This is a genomic window from Streptomyces sp. NBC_00503 (assembly GCF_036346895.1).
Classification (GTDB): Bacteria; Actinomycetota; Actinomycetes; order Streptomycetales; family Streptomycetaceae; genus Streptomyces.
Genome location: NZ_CP107855.1, coordinates 1523276 through 1546976, shown reverse-complemented (window position 1 = coordinate 1546976; position 23701 = coordinate 1523276). Strand labels below are relative to the sequence as shown.

The 23701-nt window shown below is 70.9% G+C and carries 23 protein-coding genes; 20 read left to right on the top strand and 3 right to left on the bottom strand.

Going from position 1 to position 23701, the window contains the following annotated elements:
- The first annotated feature begins 65 nt into the window (after positions 1–65).
- From pgsA to OG490_RS07125, 18 genes are all read left to right on the top strand, one after another.
- The gene (pgsA, locus tag OG490_RS07210; RefSeq protein ID WP_330295451.1) at positions 66–764 is read left to right on the top strand and encodes a phosphatidylinositol phosphate synthase; all 699 of its coding nucleotides are present in this window, start codon (positions 66–68) and stop codon (positions 762–764) included.
- On the top strand, positions 764–1681 hold the full coding sequence (locus tag OG490_RS07205) for a phosphatidylinositol mannoside acyltransferase (protein ID WP_330295450.1): 918 nt from the start codon (positions 764–766) through the stop codon (positions 1679–1681). The genes pgsA and OG490_RS07205 overlap by 1 nt, the downstream gene beginning before the upstream one ends.
- Entirely contained in the window at positions 1678–2841 is a 1164-nt protein-coding gene (locus tag OG490_RS07200; protein WP_330295449.1) for a glycosyltransferase family 4 protein, read from the top strand. The genes OG490_RS07205 and OG490_RS07200 overlap by 4 nt, the downstream gene beginning before the upstream one ends.
- 86 nt (positions 2842–2927) lie before the next feature.
- On the top strand, positions 2928–3467 hold the full coding sequence (locus OG490_RS07195; protein ID WP_330295448.1) for a hypothetical protein: 540 nt from the start codon (positions 2928–2930) through the stop codon (positions 3465–3467).
- 123 nt (positions 3468–3590) lie between these two features.
- A complete protein-coding gene (gene pdxS, locus OG490_RS07190; RefSeq protein WP_330295447.1) occupies positions 3591–4505 on the top strand; it encodes a pyridoxal 5'-phosphate synthase lyase subunit PdxS in 915 nt (304 codons plus the stop codon).
- Between the two features lie 7 nt (positions 4506–4512).
- Positions 4513–5106, top strand: coding sequence for a pyridoxal 5'-phosphate synthase glutaminase subunit PdxT (gene pdxT / locus OG490_RS07185; RefSeq protein ID WP_330295446.1), 594 nt, complete (start codon positions 4513–4515; stop codon positions 5104–5106).
- Between the two features lie 57 nt (positions 5107–5163).
- Complete coding sequence (locus OG490_RS07180; protein WP_330295445.1) at positions 5164–5916, top strand: YebC/PmpR family DNA-binding transcriptional regulator; 753 nt, start codon at positions 5164–5166, stop codon at positions 5914–5916.
- A gap of 136 nt (positions 5917–6052) precedes the next feature.
- Positions 6053–6589: a crossover junction endodeoxyribonuclease RuvC gene (ruvC, locus tag OG490_RS07175; RefSeq protein WP_330295444.1), complete on the top strand. Its 537-nt coding sequence runs from the start codon at positions 6053–6055 to the stop codon at positions 6587–6589.
- Positions 6586–7218, top strand: coding sequence for a Holliday junction branch migration protein RuvA (gene ruvA, locus OG490_RS07170; RefSeq protein ID WP_330295443.1), 633 nt, complete (start codon positions 6586–6588; stop codon positions 7216–7218). Before ruvC ends, ruvA begins: the two co-directional genes overlap by 4 nt.
- 99 nt (positions 7219–7317) lie before the next feature.
- Positions 7318–8379 (top strand): Holliday junction branch migration DNA helicase RuvB, encoded by a 1062-nt coding sequence (ruvB, locus tag OG490_RS07165; protein ID WP_330295442.1) that lies wholly within the window; start codon positions 7318–7320, stop codon positions 8377–8379.
- A gap of 166 nt (positions 8380–8545) precedes the next feature.
- Positions 8546–9013 carry a preprotein translocase subunit YajC gene (gene yajC / locus OG490_RS07160; protein WP_330295441.1) on the top strand — a complete coding sequence of 156 codons (468 nt, stop codon included), beginning with the start codon at positions 8546–8548 and terminating at the stop codon, positions 9011–9013.
- A 153-nt stretch (positions 9014–9166) separates the two neighbouring features.
- On the top strand, positions 9167–10966 hold the full coding sequence (gene secD, locus OG490_RS07155) for a protein translocase subunit SecD (RefSeq protein WP_330295440.1): 1800 nt from the start codon (positions 9167–9169) through the stop codon (positions 10964–10966).
- A 3-nt stretch (positions 10967–10969) separates the two neighbouring features.
- Positions 10970–12025, top strand: coding sequence for a protein translocase subunit SecF (gene secF, locus OG490_RS07150; RefSeq protein WP_330295439.1), 1056 nt, complete (start codon positions 10970–10972; stop codon positions 12023–12025).
- Positions 12022–12576, top strand: coding sequence for an adenine phosphoribosyltransferase (locus OG490_RS07145; protein ID WP_330295438.1), 555 nt, complete (start codon positions 12022–12024; stop codon positions 12574–12576). The genes secF and OG490_RS07145 overlap by 4 nt, the downstream gene beginning before the upstream one ends.
- A gap of 315 nt (positions 12577–12891) precedes the next feature.
- Positions 12892–15210 carry a RelA/SpoT family protein gene (locus OG490_RS07140; protein WP_443065934.1) on the top strand — a complete coding sequence of 773 codons (2319 nt, stop codon included), beginning with the start codon at positions 12892–12894 and terminating at the stop codon, positions 15208–15210.
- Between the two features lie 75 nt (positions 15211–15285).
- Entirely contained in the window at positions 15286–16953 is a 1668-nt protein-coding gene (locus OG490_RS07135) for a serine/threonine-protein kinase (protein WP_330295436.1), read from the top strand.
- A complete protein-coding gene (locus OG490_RS07130) occupies positions 16950–17387 on the top strand; it encodes an effector-associated constant component EACC1 (protein ID WP_330295435.1) in 438 nt (145 codons plus the stop codon). The genes OG490_RS07135 and OG490_RS07130 overlap by 4 nt, the downstream gene beginning before the upstream one ends.
- Entirely contained in the window at positions 17384–18517 is a 1134-nt protein-coding gene (locus tag OG490_RS07125) for a caspase, EACC1-associated type (RefSeq protein WP_330295434.1), read from the top strand. Before OG490_RS07130 ends, OG490_RS07125 begins: the two co-directional genes overlap by 4 nt.
- 75 nt (positions 18518–18592) lie before the next feature.
- Here OG490_RS07125 and OG490_RS07120 read toward each other — a convergent pair whose 3' ends face one another.
- Positions 18593–19822, bottom strand: a complete 1230-nt coding sequence (locus tag OG490_RS07120; protein WP_330295433.1) for a DUF349 domain-containing protein — start codon at positions 19820–19822, stop codon at positions 18593–18595.
- Between the two features lie 191 nt (positions 19823–20013).
- Positions 20014–20796 carry a peptidylprolyl isomerase gene (locus OG490_RS07115; protein ID WP_330295432.1) on the bottom strand — a complete coding sequence of 261 codons (783 nt, stop codon included), beginning with the start codon at positions 20794–20796 and terminating at the stop codon, positions 20014–20016.
- 166 nt (positions 20797–20962) lie between these two features.
- On the opposite strand from OG490_RS07115, the gene OG490_RS07110 reads away from it, so the two are divergent.
- Together OG490_RS07110 and hisS are read left to right on the top strand one after the other, a co-directional pair.
- A complete protein-coding gene (locus OG490_RS07110; protein ID WP_330295431.1) occupies positions 20963–21673 on the top strand; it encodes an MBL fold metallo-hydrolase in 711 nt (236 codons plus the stop codon).
- A 10-nt stretch (positions 21674–21683) separates the two neighbouring features.
- Entirely contained in the window at positions 21684–22943 is a 1260-nt protein-coding gene (gene hisS / locus OG490_RS07105; protein ID WP_330295430.1) for a histidine--tRNA ligase, read from the top strand.
- A 130-nt stretch (positions 22944–23073) separates the two neighbouring features.
- Here hisS and OG490_RS07100 read toward each other — a convergent pair whose 3' ends face one another.
- Positions 23074–23700 carry a response regulator transcription factor gene (locus tag OG490_RS07100; protein ID WP_330295429.1) on the bottom strand — a complete coding sequence of 209 codons (627 nt, stop codon included), beginning with the start codon at positions 23698–23700 and terminating at the stop codon, positions 23074–23076.
- Between the last annotated feature and the right edge of the window lies 1 nt (position 23701).

The window sequence follows — 23701 nt, the reverse complement described above, 5'->3', positions numbered from 1 at the left end:
CTGGCTACGATGGGCCAGCCGGTGGCCGTGGTGGCCGTGCGGCCCAGCGACCCTCCGGGAAGGCCATGCTGAACAAGTACGCGCGTGCATTCTTCACGCGTGTTCTCACGCCATTCGCCGCTTTTCTGCTCCGGCTGGGAGTGAGTCCCGACGCGGTCACCCTCATCGGCACGGCCGGAGTGGTGGCGGGAGCACTGGTCTTCTTCCCCATGGGCGAGTTCTTCTGGGGCACGATCACCATCACGCTCTTCGTCTTCTCCGACCTGGTGGACGGGAACATGGCCCGCCAGGCCGGGTCGTCGAGCCGCTGGGGCGCGTTCCTCGACTCCACGCTCGACCGGGTCGCGGACGCGGCGATCTTCGGCGGGCTCGCGCTCTGGTACGCGGGCTCCGGGAACAACAACGCCCTCTGCGCGGTCGCGATCTTCTGCCTGGCCAGCGGCCAGGTGGTCTCGTACACCAAGGCGCGCGGAGAATCGATCGGCCTGCCGGTGGCCGTGAACGGGCTCATCGAGCGCGCCGAACGACTGGTGATCACGCTGGTCGCGGCCGGTCTGTCCGGGCTGGAGACCTTCGGGGTGCCCTCGTGGATCGGCGTACTGCTGCCGATCGCGCTGTGGGTCGTCGCGGCGGGCTCGCTCGTGACGCTGATCCAGCGGGTGGTCACCGTACGGCGCGAGTCGGCGGAGGCCGACGCGGCCGCGGCTGCCGCCGCCTCCGCGGCTCCGCCCGCCCCCGCCTCTCCCGAAAGCGGTACGGCCTGATGGGCAAGGCGCAGGACAAGCTGGTCGACGGGCTCTACGGGCTCGGCTGGGCCGGGGTCAAGAAGCTGCCCGAACCCGCGGCGGCGGCCCTCGGCCGCCGGATCGCGGACTTCACGTGGAAGCGGCGCGGCAAGAGCGTGCTGCGCCTGGAGTCGAATCTGGCCAGAGTGGTGCCGGACGCGACGCCGGAGCGGCTGCGCGAGCTGTCCCAGGCGGGCATGCGCTCGTACATGCGGTACTGGATGGAGTCCTTCCGGCTGCCGACCATGGCCAAGGAACGATTCAGCACCGACCTGGACATGAAGGACGACCACATCCTGCGCGAGGCCCTGGCCTCCGGGCGCGGAGTCGTGGTCGCCCTGCCCCACCTGGCCAACTGGGACCTGGCCGGCGCCTGGGCCGTCACCCACATCGGCGTCCCGTTCACCACGGTCGCCGAGCGGCTCAAGCCCGAGACCCTCTACGACCGCTTCGTCGCCTACCGCGAGAGCCTGGGCATGGAGGTGCTCCCGCACAGCGGCGGCGCCGCCTTCGGCACCCTCGCGCGCAGGCTGCGCTCCGGCGGGCTGGTCTGCCTGGTCGCCGACCGCGACCTGTCGGCGTCCGGGGTGGAAGTGGACTTCTTCGGCTCCGCCGCGCGCATGCCGGCCGGACCCGCGCTCCTGGCGCAGCAGACCGGCGCGGTACTGCTGCCCGCCACGCTGTACTACGGGGACTCGCCCCAGATGTACGGCCGCATCCACTCCCCGGTGGACGTGCCCGAGAAGGGGACCCGGCAGGAGAAGACGGCCGCCATGACCCAGGCGCTCGCCGATGCCTTCGCGCAGGGGATCGCCGAGCATCCGGAGGACTGGCACATGCTGCAGCGGCTGTGGATCGACGACCTGGAGCCCCAGGGCGAGGAGCGCTCCGCGTGAAGATCGGCATCGTCTGCCCGTACTCGTGGGACGTGCCGGGCGGAGTCCAGTTCCACATCCGCGACCTGGCGGAACACCTGATCCGCCTCGGCCACGAGGTGTCGGTCCTGGCCCCGGCGGACGACGAGACCCCGCTGCCCCCGTACGTGGTCTCGGCGGGCCGGGCCGTACCGGTGCCCTACAACGGCTCGGTCGCACGCCTGAACTTCGGCTTCCTGTCGGCCGCGCGGGTGCGGCGCTGGCTGCACGAGGGCGTCTTCGACGTGGTCCACATCCACGAGCCGACCGCGCCTTCCCTCGGCCTGCTGACCTGCTGGGCGGCGCAGGGCCCGATCGTGGCCACCTTCCACACCTCCAACCCGCGCTCGCGGGCCATGCTGGCCGCGTACCCGATCCTCCAGCCGGCACTGGAGAAGATCAGCGCACGGATCGCGGTGAGCGAGTACGCGCGGCGCACGCTCGTGGAGCACCTCGGCGGCGACGCCGTGGTCATCCCCAACGGCGTGGACGTGGACTTCTTCGCCAAGGCCGACCCGAATCCCGAATGGTCCGGCCAGACCCTCGGCTTCATCGGCCGCATCGACGAACCGCGCAAGGGCCTGCCCGTCCTGATGGCGGCCTTCCCCCGCATCGTCGAAGCCTGCCCGGACGTACGCCTCCTCGTGGCCGGCCGCGGCGACGAGGAGGAGGCCGTCGCCACTCTGCCCGCCGAACTCCGCTCCCGGGTCGAGTTCCTCGGCATGGTCTCCGACGAGGACAAGGCGCGGCTGCTGCGCAGCGTCGACGTGTACGTGGCCCCGAACACGGGCGGCGAGAGCTTCGGCATCATCCTCGTCGAGGCCCTCTCGGCCGGAGCGGCGGTCCTCGCCGCCGACCTGGACGCCTTCGCGCAGGTCCTGGACCAGGGCGCGGCGGGGGAGCTCTTCACGAACGAGGACCCGGACTCCCTGGCGGAATCGGCCATCGCCCTCCTGCGCGACCCCGAGCGCCGCGCCGGCCTCAGCGCCCGCGGCTCCGCGCACGTGCGCCGCTTCGACTGGTCAACGGTCGGCGCCGACATCCTGGCCGTCTACGAGACCGTGACGGACGGGGCGACCGCGGTGGCGGAGGACGAGCGGGTCCCGCTGCGGACCCGGCTGGGACTTTCGCGCGAAGCGTAGGCGGCGCTGCCGGGCGCACGGGCCCGGCACCCGGCCGCGGGGCGCGAAAGCGGTGACCGGGCCGGCGAAAGGTAAAGTCGCCGCCCGTGATCGAAACCCTTGTCTGGACTGCTCTGGCACTCGGTGTCGTCGGGGTCTACCTCAGTTGGACCGCCGGGCGGCTCGACCGGCTGCACTCGCGGATGGACGCCGCCCGCGCCGCGCTCGACGCACAGCTCGTCAGGAGGGCCTCCGTGGTGGTGGAGGTCGCCGCCTCGGGGGTCCTCGACCCCGCTTCCTCCATCGTGCTGTACGAGGCCGCGCACGCGGCCCGGCAGGCCGAGGAGGAGCACCGGGAGGTCGCCGAGAGCGAACTGAGCCAGGCGCTGCGCGCGGTGTTCGCCGACGCCGGCCAGGTCGACGCCCTGAAGGCGGCCCCGGGCGGGGTGGAGGCGGCCGAGGAGCTCGCGGCGGCCGTCCGCCGGGTGCCCATGGCCCGCCGGTTCCACAACGACGCCGTGCGCGCGGCCCGCGCCCTGCGCAGGCACCGCAAGGTCCGCTGGTTCCGGCTGGCGGGGCACGCACCGTTCCCGTTGGCCTTCGAGATGGACGACGAGCCTCCGGTGGATCTGGCCGAACGCCCGTAACTTGTACCCAATGGCCAAAATGCGAAGAGCCACCGGCTGCACATTGGCCCTTGCAGTGGACTGCTCCAGAGGGTTTCCTCGGTCGAGTACCACCTGAATCTTCCTTTCGAGTGAGGTCAATCCGTGAGCACGCTTTCTTCCAACCAGTCCGCTGAGTCGGCTATCGGCACGTCCCGCGTCAAGCGCGGCATGGCCGAGCAGCTCAAGGGCGGCGTGATCATGGATGTGGTCAACGCCGAGCAGGCGAAGATCGCCGAGGACGCCGGCGCCGTGGCCGTCATGGCCCTGGAGCGGGTCCCCGCCGACATCCGCAAGGACGGCGGCGTCGCCCGGATGTCCGACCCGAACATGATCGAAGAGATCATCGAGGCCGTCTCGATCCCGGTCATGGCCAAGTCGCGCATCGGCCACTTCGTCGAGGCCCAGGTCCTGCAGTCCCTCGGCGTCGACTACATCGACGAGTCCGAGGTCCTGACCCCGGCCGACGAGGTCAACCACTCCGACAAGTGGGCGTTCACCACCCCCTTCGTCTGCGGTGCCACCAACCTGGGCGAGGCCCTGCGCCGCATCGCCGAGGGCGCGGCCATGATCCGCTCGAAGGGCGAGGCCGGTACCGGCAACGTCGTCGAGGCCGTGCGTCACCTGCGCCAGATCAAGAACGAGATCGCCCGCCTGCGCGGCTACGACAACAACGAGCTGTTCGCCGCCGCCAAGGAGCTGCGCGCCCCGTACGAGCTGGTCAAGGAAGTTGCCGAGCTCGGCAAGCTCCCGGTCGTGCTGTTCTCCGCCGGTGGCGTCGCCACCCCGGCCGACGCCGCGCTGATGCGACAGCTCGGTGCCGAGGGCGTCTTCGTCGGCTCCGGCATCTTCAAGTCGGGCGACCCGGCCAAGCGCGCCGCCGCCATCGTGAAGGCCACCACCTTCTACGACGACCCGAAGATCATCGCGGACGCCTCCCGCAACCTGGGCGAGGCCATGGTCGGCATCAACTGCGACACCCTCCCCGAGTCCGAGCGCTACGCCAACCGCGGCTGGTAATCACCTCATGACGAACACCCCCGTAATTGGTGTCCTGGCACTCCAGGGCGATGTACGGGAGCACCTGATCGCCCTGGCCTCGGCTGACGCCGTGGCCAGGCCGGTCCGGCGTCCCGAGGAGCTCGCCGAGGTCGACGCCCTGGTGATCCCCGGCGGCGAGTCCACGACGATGTCGAAGCTCGCCGTGCTGTTCGGCATGCTGGAGCCGCTGCGCGAGCGCGTGCGGGCCGGGATGCCGGTCTACGGCACCTGCGCCGGCATGATCATGCTCGCGGACAAGCTCCTGGACGGCCGTGAGGACCAGGAGACCCTGGGCGGCATCGACATGATCGTGCGCCGCAACGCCTTCGGCCGCCAGAACGAGTCCTTCGAGGCGCAGGTCGACTTCGCGGGCATCGAGGGCGGCCCCGTCGAGGGCGTCTTCATCCGCGCCCCCTGGGTCGAGTCCGTCGGCGCCTCCGCCGAAGTGCTCGCCACGTACGACGGTCACACCGTCGCCGTGCGCCAGGGCAACGTGCTCGCCACCTCGTTCCACCCCGAGCTGACGGGTGACGACCGGGTCCACGCGTACTTCGTCGACATGGTGCGCGCGGGGCTCTGACGGCGTCCCGGTAGGATCTGAGGCGAACATTGTTGGTGACGCGAAGGAGACAGGCAGATGTCCGGCCACTCTAAATGGGCTACGACGAAGCACAAGAAGGCCGTGGTTGACGCCAAGCGCGGCAAGCTCTTCGCGAAGCTGATCAAGAACATCGAGGTCGCGGCCCGTATGGGCGGCGCCGACATCGATGGCAACCCGACCCTCTTCGACGCCATCCAGAAGGCGAAGAAGAGCTCGGTCCCCAACAAGAACATCGACTCCGCGGTCAAGCGCGGCGGCGGTCTCGAGGCCGGCGGCGCCGACTACGAGACGATCATGTACGAAGGCTACGGCCCCAACGGTGTCGCGGTGCTCATCGAGTGCCTCACCGACAACCGCAACCGTGCCGCGTCCGACGTGCGGGTCGCCATGACCCGCAACGGCGGTTCGATGGCCGACCCGGGCTCGGTCTCGTACCTGTTCAACCGCAAGGGCGTCGTACTGCTGCCCAAGGGCGAGCTCTCCGAGGACGACGTCCTGGAGACGGTGCTCGAGGCGGGCGCGGAAGAGGTCAACGACCTCGGCGACCAGTTCGAGATCATCAGCGAGGCCACCGACATGGTCGGCGTCCGTACCGCGCTCCAGCAGGCGGGCATCGACTACGACTCGGCCGACTCCAACTTCCTGCCGACCATGCAGGTCGAGCTGGACGAAGAGGGCGCGCGCAAGATCTTCAAGCTGATCGACGCGCTGGAGGACAGCGACGACGTGCAGAACGTCTTCGCCAACTTCGACGTCTCGGACGAGGTCATGGAGAAGGTCGACGCCTGATAAGCGTCCACCGCGCACAGCGTCGGGCCGCGGGCCGACGGGGACACACCCCGTCGGCCCGCGGCTTTGTCAGTGGCACCCGATAGCCTGCGTAACCTGCACGTACGTGCGTACGGGCGAGCGAAGGAGGGGCGGGGTGCGGGTACTCGGCGTTGACCCGGGGCTGACGCGATGCGGCGTCGGCGTGGTCGAAGGCGTGGCCGGACGCCCCCTGACGATGCTGGGCGTGGGAGTCGTACGGACGCCCGCGGACGCGGAGTTGGGCCTGCGGCTCGTCGGCATCGAGCAGGGCATCGAGGAATGGCTCGACGAGTACCGCCCCGAAGTCCTCGCCGTGGAGCGGGTGTTCAGCCAGCACAACGTCAGCACGGTGATGGGCACCGCCCAGGCCAGTGCCGTCGCGATGCTGTGCGCCGCACGGCGGGGGATACCGGTCGCCCTGCACACCCCCAGCGAGGTCAAGGCCGCCGTCACCGGCAGCGGCCGCGCAGACAAGGCCCAGGTCGGGGCCATGGTGACCCGGCTGCTGCGGCTGTCGGCCCCGCCCAGGCCCGCGGACGCCGCGGACGCCCTCGCCCTCGCCATCTGCCACATCTGGCGGGCCCCCGCCCAGAACCGACTCCAGCAGGCGGTGGCCCGGCACGCCACCACCCTGAAAGGCCGCACCTCATGATCGCCTTCGTCAGCGGCCCGGTCGCCGCGCTCGCCCCCACCCTGGCCGTCATCGAGGTCGGGGGAGTGGGCATGGCCGTGCACTGCACGCCGAACACCATCGCCGGACTGCGGACGGGCGAGACGGCCCGGCTGGCCACCTCCCTGGTCGTACGGGAGGACTCGCTGACGCTGTACGGCTTCGCCGACGACGACGAGCGGCAGGTCTTCGAGCTCCTGCAGACCGCGAGCGGGGTCGGGCCGAAGCTCGCGCAGGCGATGCTGGCGGTGCACAGCCCGGACGCGCTCCGCATCGCCGTCTCCATGGGGGACGAGAAGGCCCTGATGGCCGTCTCCGGCATCGGGAAGAAGGGCGCGCAGAAGCTCCTGCTGGACCTCAAGGACAAGCTGGGCGCTCCGCTGGGGTCGAGCGGGATGGTCGGCGCGCAGCGCGCGGTGGCCTCCGGCCCGGCGCCGTGGTCGGAGCAGCTGTCGGCCGCGCTCATCGGCCTCGGCTATGCGTCCCGGGACGCGGACGACGCGGTCTCGGCCGTGACCCCGCAGGCCGAAGCCGCCATCGCCGCCGGTGGCTCCGCCCCCGTCCCGCAGCTCCTGCGCGCGGCCCTGCAGTCCCTGAACCGGGCCCGGTGACGACCGTGCGGCGCCGTTGCCGGGGGCCGGCCCCCGGACCCCCGCGCCTCAAATGCCGGCGGGGCTGGATTTACGAACTGAGAAGGCAGACTGAACACCGTGAACTGGGATGACGAGAGCGACGACCGGATCGTCGCGGCCGCGGCGGACGGCGAGGACACCGCCGTCGAGGCGGCCCTGCGGCCCAAGGACCTCGGCGAGTTCGTCGGCCAGGAGAAGGTCCGCCAGCAGCTGGACCTCGTCCTCAAGGCGGCCCGCCAGCGCGGGGCGACGGCCGATCACGTCCTGCTCTCCGGCGCGCCCGGCCTCGGCAAGACCACCCTGTCCATGATCATCGCCGCCGAGATGGGCGCGCCGATCCGGATCACCTCCGGCCCGGCCATCCAGCACGCCGGCGACCTCGCGGCGATCCTCTCCTCCCTCCAGGAGGGCGAGGTCCTCTTCCTCGACGAGATCCACCGCATGTCCCGGCCCGCCGAGGAGATGCTGTACATGGCCATGGAGGACTTCCGCGTCGACGTGATCGTCGGCAAGGGTCCGGGGGCCACCGCGATCCCGCTGGAGCTGCCCCCGTTCACGCTGGTGGGCGCCACCACCCGGGCCGGGCTGCTGCCCCCGCCGCTGCGCGACCGCTTCGGGTTCACCGGGCACATGGAGTTCTACGCCCCCGAGGAGCTGGAGCGGGTCATCCACCGCTCCGCGCGCCTCCTCGACGTGGAGATCGACACGGCCGGCGCCGCCGAGATCGCCGGACGTTCCCGCGGCACTCCCCGCATCGCCAACCGGCTGCTGCGCCGGGTCCGGGACTACGCCCAGGTCAGGGCCGACGGTGTGATCAACCGCGAGGTCGCCGGTACCGCCCTGAAGGTCTACGAGGTGGACGAGCGCGGGCTGGACCGCCTCGACCGGGGTGTCCTGGAGGCGCTGCTGAAGCTCTTCGGCGGCGGGCCCGTCGGGCTGTCCACGCTCGCGGTGGCCGTCGGCGAGGAGCGGGAGACCGTCGAAGAGGTGGCCGAGCCGTTCCTCGTGCGCGAGGGGCTCTTGGCCAGGACCCCCCGGGGCCGGGTCGCGACCCCGGCCGCATGGGCTCACCTGGGACTTGTTCCGCCGCAGCAGACCGGTGGCGGATCAAGCGGACAACAGGGGCTGTTCGGGGCCTGACGGCGCGGAGGTTCGCCTCGTCAGGAACTGCGGTGACATGCTGGGCGTTGTTCCATCGGTGCGGACTCGCCTAGACTCCGCCGATGCCGACCCTTACGGTCGGCGTACCCACCCCCCGTAGAAAAGGCCGCGCACTCGTGCGGTCGATGCGAAGGACCTGCGTCCCTTGAATATCATCTCCCTCCTTCCGTTCCTGCTGATCATCGGCGCGATGTTCCTGCTGACCCGCAGCCAGAAGAAGAAGCAGCAGCAGGCCGTGCAGATGCGCGATCAGCTGACGCCCGGCACCGGTGTCCGCACCATCGGCGGCATGTACGCCACGGTGAAGGAGATCGGTGACGACACGGTCACCCTCGAGATCGCTCCCGGCGTCCACGCGATGTTCGCGAAGAACGCCATCGGCGCCGTCCTCGAGGACGAGGAGTACAACCGCATCGTCCACGGCGTGAGCGATGATCTGACCATCGACACGCCGGTCGTCCCGGACGACGCGTCCTCCCTGACCGAGGGCGAGGCTCCCAAGCTCGACCTGGGCAAGAAGGACGAGCCCAAGGCCGACGAGCCCGCGGCGCAGGAACCCAAGGACGACGAGCCCAAGGACGGCAAGTCCGACGGTGAGGCCGGCGCGAAGTAGCGCCTGGCAGGGGACCGTGCAGGGAGCCTGACCGGCATCCCGGGCGGTCCCCGCCAGTGACCCTTCTGCGGGGGGCAGGGGTCCCCACACACATTTCGTGGCCGTCCACGCGCTGACCCGGCGCGGGACGGTTGGACAGGGAGATACGACAAGGTGGCAGCACCGAAGAAGGGCCGGCGGCCCACGGGGGCTCAGGGGAGGCCGGGGCGTTCCCTGGCCATCATCCTGATCGCGATGGTGGCGCTCACCGCGGGGATGTTCCTCACGAAGCAGACGACGCCGCGACTCGGCATCGACCTCGCCGGCGGTACGAGCATCACGCTCAAGGCCAAGAGCGAGCCCGGCAAGCCGGACGCGATCAACGAGACCAACATGAACACGGCGGTCGGCATCATCGAGCGCCGTGTCAACGGTCTCGGCGTGTCGGAGGCCGAGGTTCAGACTCAGGGCACCGACCACATCATCGTGAACATCCCCAAGGGGACGAACGAGCAGCAGGCGCGCGAGCAGGTCGGTACCACCGCCCAGCTGTACTTCCGCCCTGTCCTGGCGATGGCGGACGGTGCCCCGATCACCCCCGAGGCCAACGCGAGCGGCTCCCCGAGCCCCTCCGCCAGCGGTTCCGGCTCTCCGTCCGCAGGTGCGCCCACCCCGTCGTCCAGCGCCACTTCCCAGGGCCGTGCGCTCAGTGAGGCCCTCAAGGCCCCGAACGCCCCCTCGCCCTCGCCCTCGGCGAGCGCTTCGAAGAAGGCAGACGACAAGGCCACCACCCCGCCGGCTTCCCCCTCGGCGAGCACGCCGCCGAGCGCCGACCAGGCCGCCGCCGCGGACCTGCAGGCGAAGTTCGCCGCGCTGGACTGCAGCAACGAGACGCAGCGCGCCGCGGTCGGCAAGAACGTCAAGCCCGAGGACCCGACGCTCGCCTGTGGCAAGCGCGGCAACGCCTGGGGCAAGTGGGTACTCGGCCCGGCGCAGGTCAACGGCCAGGACGTGAAGGACGCCAAGGGCGTCATCGACCCGCAGCGCGGCATGTGGATCGTCACGATGCAGTTCACCGACAAGGGCGCCGACAAGTTCGCCAAGATCACCGGTGAGCTGGCCGCCAAGCAGTCCCCGCAGAACCAGTTCGCGATCGTGCTCGACGGCGAGGTCATCTCCGACCCGTCCGTCAGCCAGGCGCTGACCGGCGGCAACGCCGAGATCTCCGGCGGCTTCACCCAGCAGTCGGCGATGGACCTGGGCAACATGCTCTCGTACGGCGCCCTGCCGCTGTCCTTCCAGGAGGACAGCGTCACCACCGTCACCGCCGCGCTCGGTGGCGAGCAGCTGAAGGCCGGCCTCATCGCCGGTGCCATCGGCCTCGCGCTCGTCGTGATCTACCTGCTGGCGTACTACCGGGGCCTGGCGTTCATCGCCATCATCAGCCTCCTGGTCTCCGGCATCCTGACCTACACGATCATGGCGCTGCTCGGAAAGGGCATCGGCTTCGCGCTGAACCTGCCCGCCGTCTGCGGTGCGATCGTCGCGATCGGTATCACCGCGGACTCGTTCATCGTGTACTTCGAACGCATCCGGGACGAGATCCGCGAGGGCCGCACCCTGCGTCCGGCCGTCGAGCGCGCCTGGCCGCGGGCCCGGCGCACCATCCTGGTCTCCGACTTCGTGTCGTTCCTGGCCGCCGCGGTGCTGTTCATCGTGACCGTCGGCAAGGTGCAGGGCTTCGCCTTCACCCTGGGTCTGACGACCCTGCTCGACGTGGTCGTGGTGTTCCTCTTCACCAAGCCCGTCATGACGCTGCTGGCCCGCACGAAGTTCTTCTCCAGCGGCCACCCGTGGTCCGGACTGGACCCGAAGCGACTGGGCGCGAAGCCGCCGCTGCGACGTTCGCGTCGTACGGGCTCCGGCGCGCCCACCGCGAACCTCGAAGCTCCCGTCGACGCAAAGGAGGCGTGAGAGATGTCGAAGCTCGGAGATCTCGGCGCCAAGCTGTACCGAGGTGAGGTCGGCTACGACTTCGTCGGCAAGCGCTTCGTCTGGTACGGCGTTTCCATCCTGATCACGATCACGGCGATCGTGGCCCTGGCCGTCTCTGGCCTCAACATGGGCATCGAGTTCAAGGGCGGGGCCGTCTTCACGACCCCGAAGACCTCGCTCTCGGAGGCCCAGACCCGCACCGCCGCGCAGAAGGCCTCCGGCCACGAGGCGACCGTCCAGAAGCTCGGCACCGGCGGCATGCGCATCCAGATCTCTGAACTGGACACCGCCGCCGCCGCCGACGTGAAGACCAAGCTGGCGACCGACCTCAAGGTCGAAGCCGGTCAGATCAACGCGGACCTGGTCGGCCCGTCCTGGGGCGAGCAGATCGCCAACAAGGCCTGGACCGGCCTCGGCATCTTCATGGTCCTCGTGGTGATCTACCTCGCCATCGCCTTCGAGTGGCGGATGGCGGTCGCGGCGCTCATCGCGCTGATCCACGACCTCACGATCACGGTCGGCGTGTACGCGCTGGTCGGCTTCGAGGTCACCCCGGGTACGGTCATCGGTCTGCTGACCATCCTCGGTTACTCCCTCTACGACACCGTCGTCGTCTTCGACGGTCTCAAGGAGGGCTCGAAGGACATCACCAAGCAGACCCGCTGGACGTACAGCGAGGTTGCCAACCGCAGCATCAACGGCACCCTGGTCCGCTCGATCAACACCACCGTCGTGGCGCTGCTCCCCGTCGGGGCGCTGCTCTTCATCGGCGGCGGCATCCTCGACGCCGGCATGCTCAACGACATCTCGCTGTCGCTGTTCGTCGGCCTCGCGGCCGGTGCCTACTCGTCGATCTTCATCGCGACCCCGCTGGTCGTGGACCTGAAGGAGCGCGAGCCGGCGATGAAGGCCCTGACCAAGCGGGTGCTCGCCAAGCGGGCGGCCGCGGCGGCCAAGGGCGAATCGGTCGAGGACGACTCCGAGACCGATGAGGCGCCGCAGGTCGTGGCGCAGGGCCGGTCCGGACGGCGCCGGTGACCGCGGAAATCTCCACCGAGGTACGGGACCTGCTGCTCAGCCGGATCACGGACGTGGCGGACTACCCGAAGCCGGGGGTGATGTTCAAGGACATCACCCCGCTGCTGGCCGACCCGAAGGCGTTCGCCGCCCTGACGGACGCGCTGGTGGAACTGGCCGCGAAGTACGGGGCGACGAAGATCGTCGGACTGGAGGCGCGGGGGTTCATCCTGGCGGCTCCGGTCGCCGTGCAGGCCGGCATCGGCTTCGTCCCGGTGCGCAAGGCCGGAAAGCTGCCCGGGGCGACGCTCCTGCAGTCCTACGACCTGGAGTACGGCTCGGCGGAGATCGAGATCCACGCCGAGGCGCTGTGCGCCGAGGACCGGGTCATGGTCATCGACGACGTGCTCGCCACCGGTGGCACCGCCGCCGCTTCGCTGGAGCTGATCCGGCGGGCCGGGGCGGAGGTCGCCGGGGTGGCGGTCCTGATGGAGCTGTCGTTCCTGCCGGGCCGTGAGCGGCTGCTCGCGGCGCTGGGCGATGCTCCGCTCGACGCGCTGATCGTGGTCTGACGACGCTGTCTGCGAAGCGGGCGTGCACCGGGAATCCCGGTGCACGCCCGCTTCGGCGTGTGCGGGCCGCTGCGGTCGCGGTGGACTCGGGGAACGGCGGGACGCAACCCTCGCTACGATGGGTTGTCCGGACCGGAACACGGGCACCGGATCCTCCCCCACACTCCGTGCGGGGGGACCCCCTGAGGAGCGCTCTTGCCAGACGAGGTCCAGCCAATCTCCGCCGCGCAGCCCGACCCGTCGGCCGAGCCGGCCGCCGCGGGCTCCGCCACGCCCCCGCCGGCCGCCCCGGCCCCCGCGCCGCCGGTCAAGCCCGTGCCCGCGAAGTCGGCCGGGTCCTCCAACCGGGTGCGCGCACGGCTGGCCCGCCTCGGCGTCCAGCGTTCCAACCCGTACAACCCGGTCCTGGAACCGCTGCTCCGCATAGTCCGCAGCAACGACCCGAAGATCGAGACGGCCACGCTGCGCCAGATCGAGCAGGCCTACCAGGTCGCCGAGCGCTGGCACCGGGGTCAGAAGCGCAAGAGCGGCGACCCGTACATCACGCACCCGCTCGCGGTGACGACCATCCTGGCCGAGCTGGGCATGGACCCGGCCACGCTGATGGCCGGGCTGCTGCACGACACCGTCGAGGACACCGAGTACGGGCTGGAGGACCTGCGGCGCGAGTTCGGCGACGCGGTGGCCCTGCTCGTCGACGGGGTCACCAAGCTCGACCGGGTCAAGTTCGGCGAGGCCGCGCAGGCCGAGACCGTGCGCAAGATGGTCGTCGCCATGGCCAAGGACCCGCGCGTCCTGGTCATCAAGCTCGCGGACCGCCTGCACAACATGCGGACCATGCGCTACCTCAAGCGGGAGAAGCAGGAGAAGAAGGCCCGCGAGACCCTCGAGATCTATGCCCCGCTGGCACACCGCCTGGGCATGAACACGATCAAGTGGGAGCTGGAGGACCTCGCCTTCGCGATCCTCTACCCCAAGATGTACGACGAGATCGTGCGGCTGGTGGCCGAAAGGGCACCCAAGCGGGACGAGTACCTCACCGTCGTCACCGACGAGGTGATGGCCGACCTGCGGGCCGCCCGAATCAAGGCCACCGTCACCGGACGCCCCAAGCACTACTACAGCGTCTACCAGAAGATGATCGTGCGGGGCCGCGACTTCGCCGAGATCTACGACCTGGTCGGCATCCGCGTCCTCGTGGACACGGTGCGGGACTGCTACGCCGCCCTCGGTACGGTGCACGCGCGATGGAATCCGGTCCCCGGCCGGTTCAAGGACTACATCGCGATGCCCAAGTTCAACATGTACCAGTCGCTGCACACCACGGTCATCGGCCCCAGCGGCAAGCCGGTCGAGCTCCAGATCCGCACCTTCGACATGCACCGCCGCGCCGAGTACGGCATCGCCGCGCACTGGAAGTACAAGCAGCAGACCGTCGCGGGTACGTCCAAGGTACGGACCGACGTGCCCCAGGCCGCCAAGGGCAGCGCGGGCCACGACACGGTCAACGACATGGCCTGGCTGCGCCAGCTGCTGGACTGGCAGAAGGAGACCGAGGACCCGAGCGAGTTCCTCGACTCGCTGCGCTTCGACCTCTCGCGCAACGAGGTCTTCGTCTTCACGCCCAAGGGCGACGTCATCGCGCTGCCGGCCGGCGCCACCTCCGTGGACTTCGCGTACGCCGTCCACACCGAGGTGGGCCACCGCACCATAGGAGCGCGGGTCAACGGGCGGCTCGTGCCGCTCGAATCGACCCTGGACAACGGCGACCTGGTCGAGGTCTTCACCTCCAAGGCCGAGGGCGCCGGCCCGTCGCGCGACTGGCTGGGCTTCGTCAAGTCCCCCAGGGCCCGCAACAAGATCCGCGCCTGGTTCTCCAAGGAGCGGCGCGACGAGGCGATCGAGCACGGCAAGGACGCCATCGCGCGGGCCATGCGCAAGCAGAACCTGCCGATCCAGCGCATCCTGACCGGCGACTCGCTGGTCACCCTCGCGCACGAGATGCGCTACCCCGACATCTCCTCGCTCTACGCGGCGATCGGCGAGGGCCACGTGGCCGCGCAGGGCGTCGTACAGAAGCTGGTGCAGGCCCTCGGCGGCGAGGACGCGGCCAACGAGGACATCGAGGAGAGCATCGCCCCGGTCCAGGGGCGCAGCAAGCGGCGGAAGAACGCGGACCCCGGCGTGGTCGTCAAGGGCGTCGACGACGTGTGGGTCAAGCTGGCCCGCTGCTGCACGCCGGTGCCCGGCGACCCGATCGTCGGGTTCGTCACCCGGGGCAGTGGCGTATCGGTCCACCGCAAGGACTGCGTCAACGTCGACTCCCTGTCCCAGCAGCCCGAGCGGATGCTGGAGGTCGAGTGGGCCCCCACCCAGTCCTCCGTCTTCCTGGTCGCCATCCAGGTCGAGGCGCTGGACCGGTCCCGGCTGCTGTCGGACGTCACCCGGGTCCTGTCGGACCAGCACGTGAACATCCTCTCGGCGGCCGTCCAGACCTCCCGCGACCGGGTGGCCACCTCCCGGTTCACCTTCGAGATGGGCGACCCGAAGCACCTGGGACACGTCCTGAAGGCCGTTCGGGGTGTGGAGGGCGTCTACGACGTCTACCGTGTGACATCGGCAAGAAGGCCCTGACCGGGCATCCGGCCGAGCCGACCGGCAGACCGGTCGGCCGGGTCGCCCGGCACCGATGCCACCCGGGGGAGACCAGTGGCAGCAGGCAACGACGTGTTCCCCGCGAAGCTCGCCCAGCGCTACCAGCCGCTCCGGGTGCTGGGCCGCGGCGGGATGGGCGTGGTGTTCGAGGCTGAGGACACCACGCTGCGCCGCCGGGTCGCGGTGAAGGTCCTGTCGGCCTCCGCCAAGAACCTGTCGCGCGAGATGCAGCGCCGGTTCGTCTCCGAGGCCATCGCACTGGCACGCATCAGCCACCCGGGGGTCGTGGGCATCTACGACTCCGGGGTGGACTCCGGCAGCGGTACGCCGTACCTGGTGATGGAGATGCTCGACGGGGCCGACCTCTTCGTCCTCGGGGCGGGCGTCCCCTTCGCCGTCCCGGCGGCCTGCTGGATCGCCGTCGAAATGCTCGGGGCCCTGGAAGCGGCCCATACGAGCGGGGTCCTGCACCGCGATGTGAAGCCGGGCAACGTCCGCGTCACCCCGGACGGCAAAGTGGTGCTCTACGATTTCGGCCTCGCCCTGGTCGCCGAGGAGCGGCGGATCACCGCGACCGGCTCCGACATCATCGGCACGGCCCAGTACATGGCCCCGGAGCGGGTCCGCAGGCTTCCCTCGTCGGGTGCCACCGACCTGTACGGCGTGGGGGTCTGCCTGCACTTCATGCTGACCGGGAGACCGCCGTTCGGCGAGGAGACCGTGGACGTCGGGGCGCTGGTGCTCAAAGCCGCCGAGGGCGTCTCCCGGATTCGCGAGAAGGGGCTCGGCCTCCCCGATGAGCTCGCGGCGGCCGTGGACGCGCTCTGCGCCCCGGACTACCGGGAGCGGCCGGACAGTGCGGCGTCCGCCGCCGCCCTGCTGCGGCCCTGGGCGGGCGGAGGCGGGAGCCAGGTCCTCCAGCGGGTCACCGGCTACCTGGCGCGGCCCGTGCCGCGCGCCCAGCGCCGCCGGCCCCCGGCGGCGCACATTTTCGCCGAAGCCGAGCGGACGTCCTTCAGGGGCCCCGTGGCCGACCCGAACCCGGCGGCCTTACCCGGACCGTCCCCCGTGCCGCGCGGCGACGAGCACCGGGTGGAACCGGAGTACGACTGGTGGCACGGCGACGAGGGGCGCGGCCGCGGCGACGAGGGGCACAGGGACGAGGGGCACAGGGACGAGGGGCGCGGCCACGACGACGGCCGGGGCGTCGCGCGCGCGGCGGCGCCCGCCCCCGCCCCCGCCCCCTTCCCGTATCCCCAGAGCCCCGCCCCCTTCCCGTATCCCCAGATCCCCGCCACGCCCCCCGCCGTACCCCCCGGCGCACCCACCGTCGAGTCGACCGTCGTGCCGGCCCCCGCGTCCTCCGTCGCGCCCACCGTCGAAGCGGTCGTGGCCGTCGTTGCGGAGGCACCGAACCCGCTCGCGCTGAGCGAGATCACCCGCCGCCTCGTCCACGGCCGGATGACCGAGCACGCCGCAGTGCAGCGCCAGCGCGAGGCCGTCGGGCTCGTGATGCGCGGAAAGCCCCAGGAGGCCTCCCAACTCCTGGACGGTGTCCTGCAGTTCTGCCAGGAAACGCTGGGTCCGGGCCACCCGACCATCCTCGCCTGCCAGTTCTGGCAGGCTGTGTGCCTGGCCCGGACGGGCCAGTCCGCACGGGCGCTGCAACTGTTCGCCCGGGTACGCGAACACCAGGGACAGGGGAGGACCGGAGCAGGATGACCGACTTCGCATTACGGGTGGACCCGAGCGGCGCGTGGGAGGACCCGGAGGCCGAACTGCGCTCGCTCCAGCGGTGGCTGGCCGCGGACGAGAGCCTGGGCCGCGGATTGTCCGTACGCCTGGGGAGCGCCCCTGGCGGGGACTCCGCCACCGCCGGGGAACCGGTCCCGGGGACGCTCATGGGCTCCGGGTTCGACCTGCTCCAACTGGCCGTCGGCAGCAGCCTGTCCGGCGCCTCCCTGGTCTTCTCCGTGCTCCAGTGGCAGGTCTCGCGCCGGACGCCACCCACCCTCGTCCTGAGCAGGGACGGGTACGAGATCCGGCTCACCGGGGACGCCGCCGCCGACCCGGAGGCGGTGCGCCGGATCGTCGCCGCGCTGGACCCCGTGCAACCCGCAGCCCCGTCCCGGGGTGACGGGGGCAGCCGGGGATGACGGGGCTGCCCGACCCGGCGGCCTCCCGGGCCGTCCTCATCGGCACCGCCGGATACCGGTACCTGGCCGGACTGCCGACCGTCGAGGCCAATGTCAGGGACCTCGCGGCCGAGCTGTGCGACGCCACGGTCTGGGGGCTGCCCGAGCCGCACTGCACGAGCGTCCTGGACCCGGAGCACCCCGCCGACCTCCTCGACGCCGTGCACCGGGCGGGGGACGAGGCCACCGACACCCTCCTCGTCTACTTCGCCGGCCACGGCATGCGCGACACCGAAACCGACGACCTCTACCTCGCGCTCCACGGCTCCCAGCAGAACGTCGGCTACACGGCCGTCGGCTACCAGCACCTGCGCTCCGCCCTGCGCGACTCGCAAGCCCAGCGCAAGGTGGTCCTGCTCGACTGCTGCTTCAGCGGCCGGGCGGCCCGCATGCTCGCGGGCGAGGAGGACGCCCTCGCCGAACAGGCCGCCGTCGAAGGCGCCTACGTCCTGACGGCCTCCCCGCGCGACCGGGCGGCCCTGGCCCCCGACGGAGAGCGGCACACCGCCTTCACCGGGGAACTGCTGAGGATCCTGCGCGACGGCATCCCGGACGGACCCGAGCTGATCGACCTGGACACCCTCTGCCGCACGATGGAAGCCCGGCTGCGCAGCAAGAACCGGCCGCTCCCGCAGCGTGCCACGGAGGGCGGGGTGGGCCGGCTGAAACTCGTACGCAACCGCGCGCTCGGCCTCCGGGACGTCGACGTCCTGGAGGCGGACGTCCGCGCGGCCATGGCGGGCGCGGGCATCGTCCTGGCCCGCTCGCTGCGGGCGGCCGGGCGCAGCGGGGACGCCCTGCCGATCCTGCGCCTCACCCTCCAGGAACGTGCCCCCGGCGGGGAGGGCGACCTGCTCGCCGTCCAGCTGGAACTGTCGGAGGTGCTGTCCGAGACCGGCCGGACCCGCGAGGCGATCGAGGTGCTGGAGCAGGCGTTCGCGCAGGTCCACCGCTTCTACGGGCCCGAGGCCGTACAGGTGTGCCGGCGGCTCGCCGCGCTGCTCCAGGAGTCCGGCAACCACATAGAGGCCTGCGCGGTACTGGAACACGCGCTGGACCTGCTCCAGGACGGCAGCCGCGCCCTGGCCTGACCCCGCCGGACGACGTGAAGGGCCCCGGTACTGAAACCAGTACCGGGGCCCTTCACGTGTGCGGGGTGGCCGGAATCAGCCGCCGAACTCCTCGAGACCCTTCAGCGCCTGGTCCAGCAGGGCCTGGCGGCCCTCCAGTTCCCGGGCCAGCTTGTCGGCCTTGGAGTTGTTGCCCTGCGCGCGGGCCGCGTCGATCTGACCGCGGAGCTTGTCGACCGCCGCCTGGAGCTGACCCGTCAGGCCGGCCGCACGGGCCCGCGCCTCCGGGTTCGTACGGCGCCACTCGCCTTCCTCGGTCTCCTGGATGGCCCGCTCGACGGCGTGCATCCGGCCCTCGACCTTGGGACGCGCGTCCCGCGGTACGTGGCCGATGGCCTCCCAGCGCTCGTTCAGCGAGCGGAACGCGGCACGGGCCGCCTTCAGGTCGGTGATCGGGACGAGCTTCTCGGCCTCGTCGGCCAGCTCCTCCTTGAGCTTCAGGTTCTCGACCTGCTCGGCGTCGCGCTCGGCGAAGACCTCGCTGCGCGCCGCGAAGAACACGTCCTGGGCGCCGCGGAAACGGTTCCACAGGTCGTCCTCGGACTCGCGCTGCGCGCGCCCCGCGGCCTTCCAGCTCTCCATCAGCTCGCGGTAGCGGGCCGCGGTCGGACCCCAGTCGGCCGACTTCGAGAGCGCCTCGGCCTCGGCGACCAGCTTCTCCTTGACCTTGCGGGCGTCCTCGCGCTGCGCGTCGAGCGAGGCGAAGTGCGCCTTGCGGCGCTTGGAGAAGGCGGAGCGGGCGTGCGAGAAGCGGTGCCACAGCTCGTCGTCCGACTTGCGGTCGAGGCGGGGGAGACCCTTCCAGATGTCCACCAGCGCCCGGAGCCGCTCGCCCGCGCTGCGCCACTGGTCGCTCTGCGCCAGCTGCTCGGCCTCGGCGACCAGCGCGTCCTTGGCCGTACGGGCCTCGTCCGTCTGCTTGGCCTTCTGGACCTTCCGCTCCTCGCGCCGCGAGTCCACGGTCGACACCAGCTTGTCCAGCCGGCCGCGCAGCGCTTCGAGGTCGCCCACGGCGTGGTGCTCGTCCACCTGCGTGCGCAGGTGCTCGATGGCTGTCTGGGCGTCCTTGGAGGACAGATCGGTGGTCCGCACTCGTCGTTCGAGGAGGCCGATCTCGACCACCAGGCCCTCGTACTTGCGCTCGAAGTAGGCCAAGGCCTCCTCCGGGGTGCCCGCCTGCCACGATCCGACGACCTTCTCGCCATCGGCAGTACGCACGTACACGGTGCCGGTCTCGTCGACTCGGCCCCACGGGTCGCTGCTCACAGCGCCTCCTCCACCTGATGCCTTGCGAGGGGTTCACCCCCTGGGCATCGTCCACAGTTTCCTGGGGCGGGCCGCGCCCGCCCTGCACAACGCCAACATAGGCGACCGCCGGGCCGGCTGTCCGCATCCAGCACGACGGAATATCGGCGTGCGGGTGCGGTGCCGGCCGGGCCCGGTCCGCCCGGTCCCCGTCAGTTCTGGGTGACCGTGCCCTTCTCGATGGTCACGGGGGTCTTGGGCGCGCCGTCCGCGCCGCCGTCGGCCGTACCGGCCTTGGCCACCTCTTCGAGCACCTTCAGACCGGCCGCGTCGATCTTGCCGAAGGGGGTGTACGAGGGGGCCAGCGGGCTGTCCTTGTAGACCAGGAAGAACTGGCTGCCGCCCGAGCCGGGCTGACCGGTGTTGGCCATCGCCACGGTGCCGGCCGGGTAGACCACCTGGCCCTGGTCGTTGGCCTTGCCCAGCGAGTCGAGGTTCTCGTCCGCGATGGTGTAGCCGGGGCCGCCCATGCCGGTGCCCTGGGGGTCGCCGCACTGCAGGACGAAGATGCCGTTCGTCGTCAGGCGGTGGCACTTGGTGTTGTCGAAGAAGTTCTTGTCGGCGAGCGACTTGAACGAGTTGACCGTCTGCGGGGTCTTCGCCGCGTCCATCTCGAACTTGACGTCGCCCGCGCTCGTCTTCAGGTCGAAGGTGTACTTCGCCTTGGCGTCGATCGCCATCGCCGGCGAGGGGGACTGCTTCGGAGTCGGCGAGGCCGACGGGTTCGCGGCCGGATCGGCCGCCTCGTTCTTCTTGTCCTTGTCGAAGACGCCGCCGACCACGAGGCCGACCAGCGTGGCTACGACCACGGCCACCGCCGCCCCGACCACGGCCAGGCGCTGGCGCGTCTTGCGCCGCGCGTCGGCACGCCGCTTCTGCTGGCGTTCGTACTTCTCCCTGGCGAGCTGGCGCCGCCGCTGATCGCTCGTGACCACGGGGTCGTCTCCTTGTGCGTATCTGGTACCACTGTCCGGGCTGGGTTAGGCCGTACCGTATATGGGTTCGCTGTGTAATGAGCGGCGCCGGTAGGCTCTGAGCAGCGACCTTCCGACCTTCGGCGGCCGCCGAAGCTCCCGCCGGACGACGATTTGAGGGACGAACGTGCTGATTGCCGGGTTCCCCGCCGGGGCCTGGGGGACCAACTGTTACGTGGTCGCCCCCGCCGCCGGTGAGGAGTGCGTCATCATCGACCCCGGCCACCAGGCCACCCGGGGCGTCGAGGAGACGCTGAAGAAGCATCGGCTCAAGCCCGTCGCGGTCGTCCTGACCCACGGCCACATCGATCATGTGGCCTCCGTGGTCCCGGTGTGCGGAGCACACGACGTACCGGCCTGGATCCACCCCGCGGACCGCTTCATGATGAGCGACCCGGAGAAGGCCCTGGGCCGCTCCCTGGGAGCGCAGCTCATGGGCGAGCTCACGGTGGGGGAGCCCTCCGAGGTCAAGGAGCTCACCGACGGCGCGAAGCTCGCCCTGGCGGGCATGGAGCTCACCGTGTCGCACGCCCCCGGCCATACACCGGGGTCGGTGACCTTCGGGACGCCCGAGGCCGCGGACATCCCTCCGCTGCTGTTCTCGGGCGACCTGCTCTTCGCCGGCTCCATCGGACGCACCGACTTCCCCGGCGGCAGCCACGCCGACATGCTCGAGTCGCTGGCCCGCGTGTGCCTGCCGCTCGACGACTCGACCGTGGTGCTGCCCGGACACAACGAGCACACGACCATTGGCCGTGAGCGCGCCACCAACCCGTACCTGCGGCAGGTGGCCGCCGGCCTGGGAGACGGTTTCACGTCTCCACGACGAGGAATGTGACGAGAGTTTCGTGGCTACTTTTCAGGCCCCCAAGGGCACGTACGACCTGATCCCGCCGGTCTCCGTGAAGTACCTGGCGGTACGCGAGGCCATCTCGGCCCCGCTGCGCAACTCCGGCTACGGCTACATCGAGACCCCCGGCTTCGAGGACGTGGGTCTCTTCGCCCGCGGTGTCGGCGAGTCCACCGACATCGTCTCCAAGGAGATGTACGCCTTCGAGACCAAGGGCGGTGACCAGCTGGCCCTGCGTCCCGAGGGCACGGCCTCCGTACTGCGCGCGGCGCTGGAGGCGAGCCTGCACAAGAAGGGAAACCTGCCGGTCAAGCTCTGGTACTCGGGCTCGTACTACCGTTACGAGAAGCCGCAGAAGGGGCGCTACCGCCACTTCTCGCAGGTCGGCGCCGAGGCGATCGGAGCCGAGGACCCGGCGCTGGACGCCGAGCTGATCATCCTGGCCGACCAGGCGTACCGCTCGCTTGGCCTGCGCAACTTCCGGATCCTGCTGAACTCGCTGGGCGACAAGGAGTGCCGCCCGGTGTACCGGGAAGCGCTCCAGGCCTTCCTGAGCGGACTGGACCTCGACGAGGAGACCGTCCGCCGGGCCGAGATCAACCCGCTCCGCGTCCTCGACGACAAGCGGACCGACGTACAGAAGCAGCTGGTCGGTGCCCCGATGCTGCGCGACTACCTCTGCGACGCCTGCAAGGCCTACCACGAGGAGGTCCGGGCGCTGGTGACGGCGGCCGGGGTCGTCTTCGAGGACGACGAGAAGCTGGTGCGCGGCCTGGACTACTACACGCGGACCACCTTCGAGTTCGTCCACGACGGTCTGGGCTCGCAGTCCGCGGTCGGCGGCGGCGGCCGCTACGACGGCCTGTCCGAGATGATCGGCGGACCGGCACTGCCTTCGGTCGGCTGGGCGCTCGGCGTGGACCGTACGGTGCTGGCGCTCGAAGCCGAGGGCATCGAGCTGGACATCCCGGCCGCGACCTCCGTCTTCGCGGTGGCGCTGGGCGGGGCGAAGCCGGTGCTGTTCGGTCTGGTGACCGAGCTCCGGCGGGCCGGTGTGGCGGCGGACATGTCCTACGGGGGCAAGGGCCTCAAGGGTGCGATGAAGGACGCGAACCGCAGCGGGGCGCGGTTCGCGGTGGTCGCGGGTGACCGCGACCTCGAAGAGGGCGTGGTCCAGCTGAAGGACATGGAGTCCGGGGAGCAGAGCCCGGTCGCCGTGGCCGATCTCGTGGACACGGTCCGCGCGAAGCTGGCCTGACGGTCGCTGCCGCCGGTGGGGGCGGGTGCGGGGGAGCCGCTGCGCGGAGCTCTCCCCGCCCCGCCCCTTCGCCGTTTCCCGGGGCTCCGCCCCGGACCCCGCGCCTCAAACGCCGGCGGGGCTGGAATTGCTACAGCAGGCCGTGCCGCATGGCCGTCGTCACCGCCGCCGTGCGGTCCGTGACCTCCAGCTTCGCGAAGACCCGCAGCAGGTGGGTCTTCACCGTGGACTCCGCTACGAACAGCTGCCGCCCGATCTCCGCGTTCGTCGCGCCCCCGGCGACCAGCCGTAGCACCGACACCTCGCGCTCCGACAGCCGCGGCAGCGACGGGCGGGTGCGCAGGCGGTCCACCAGGCGGCCGGCCACCGAGGGGGCCAGGACCGTTTCGCCGCGCACCGCAGCCCGCACCGCGTCCGCCAGTTCCGCCCGGGCCATGTCCTTCAGCAAGTAGCCCGCGGCCCCCGCCTCCACCGCCCGCAGGATGTCCCGGTCGTCCTCGTACGTGGTCAGGACCACCACTCGTACCGCCAGCCCGGCCGCGGTGATCCTCGCGATGGACTCGACGCCGTCGCCGCCCGGCATCCGCAGGTCCATCAGGATCAGGTCCAGGCCGGGGAGCAGCCGCGCGGCCAGGGCCTCCGCCTGGGGGCCGTTCGAGGCCTCCCCGACGACCTCCAGGTCCGGCTCCGCGCTGAGCATGCCGCGCAGGCCCTCCCGTACCACCGGGTGGTCGTCGGCCAGCAGGATGCGGATCATG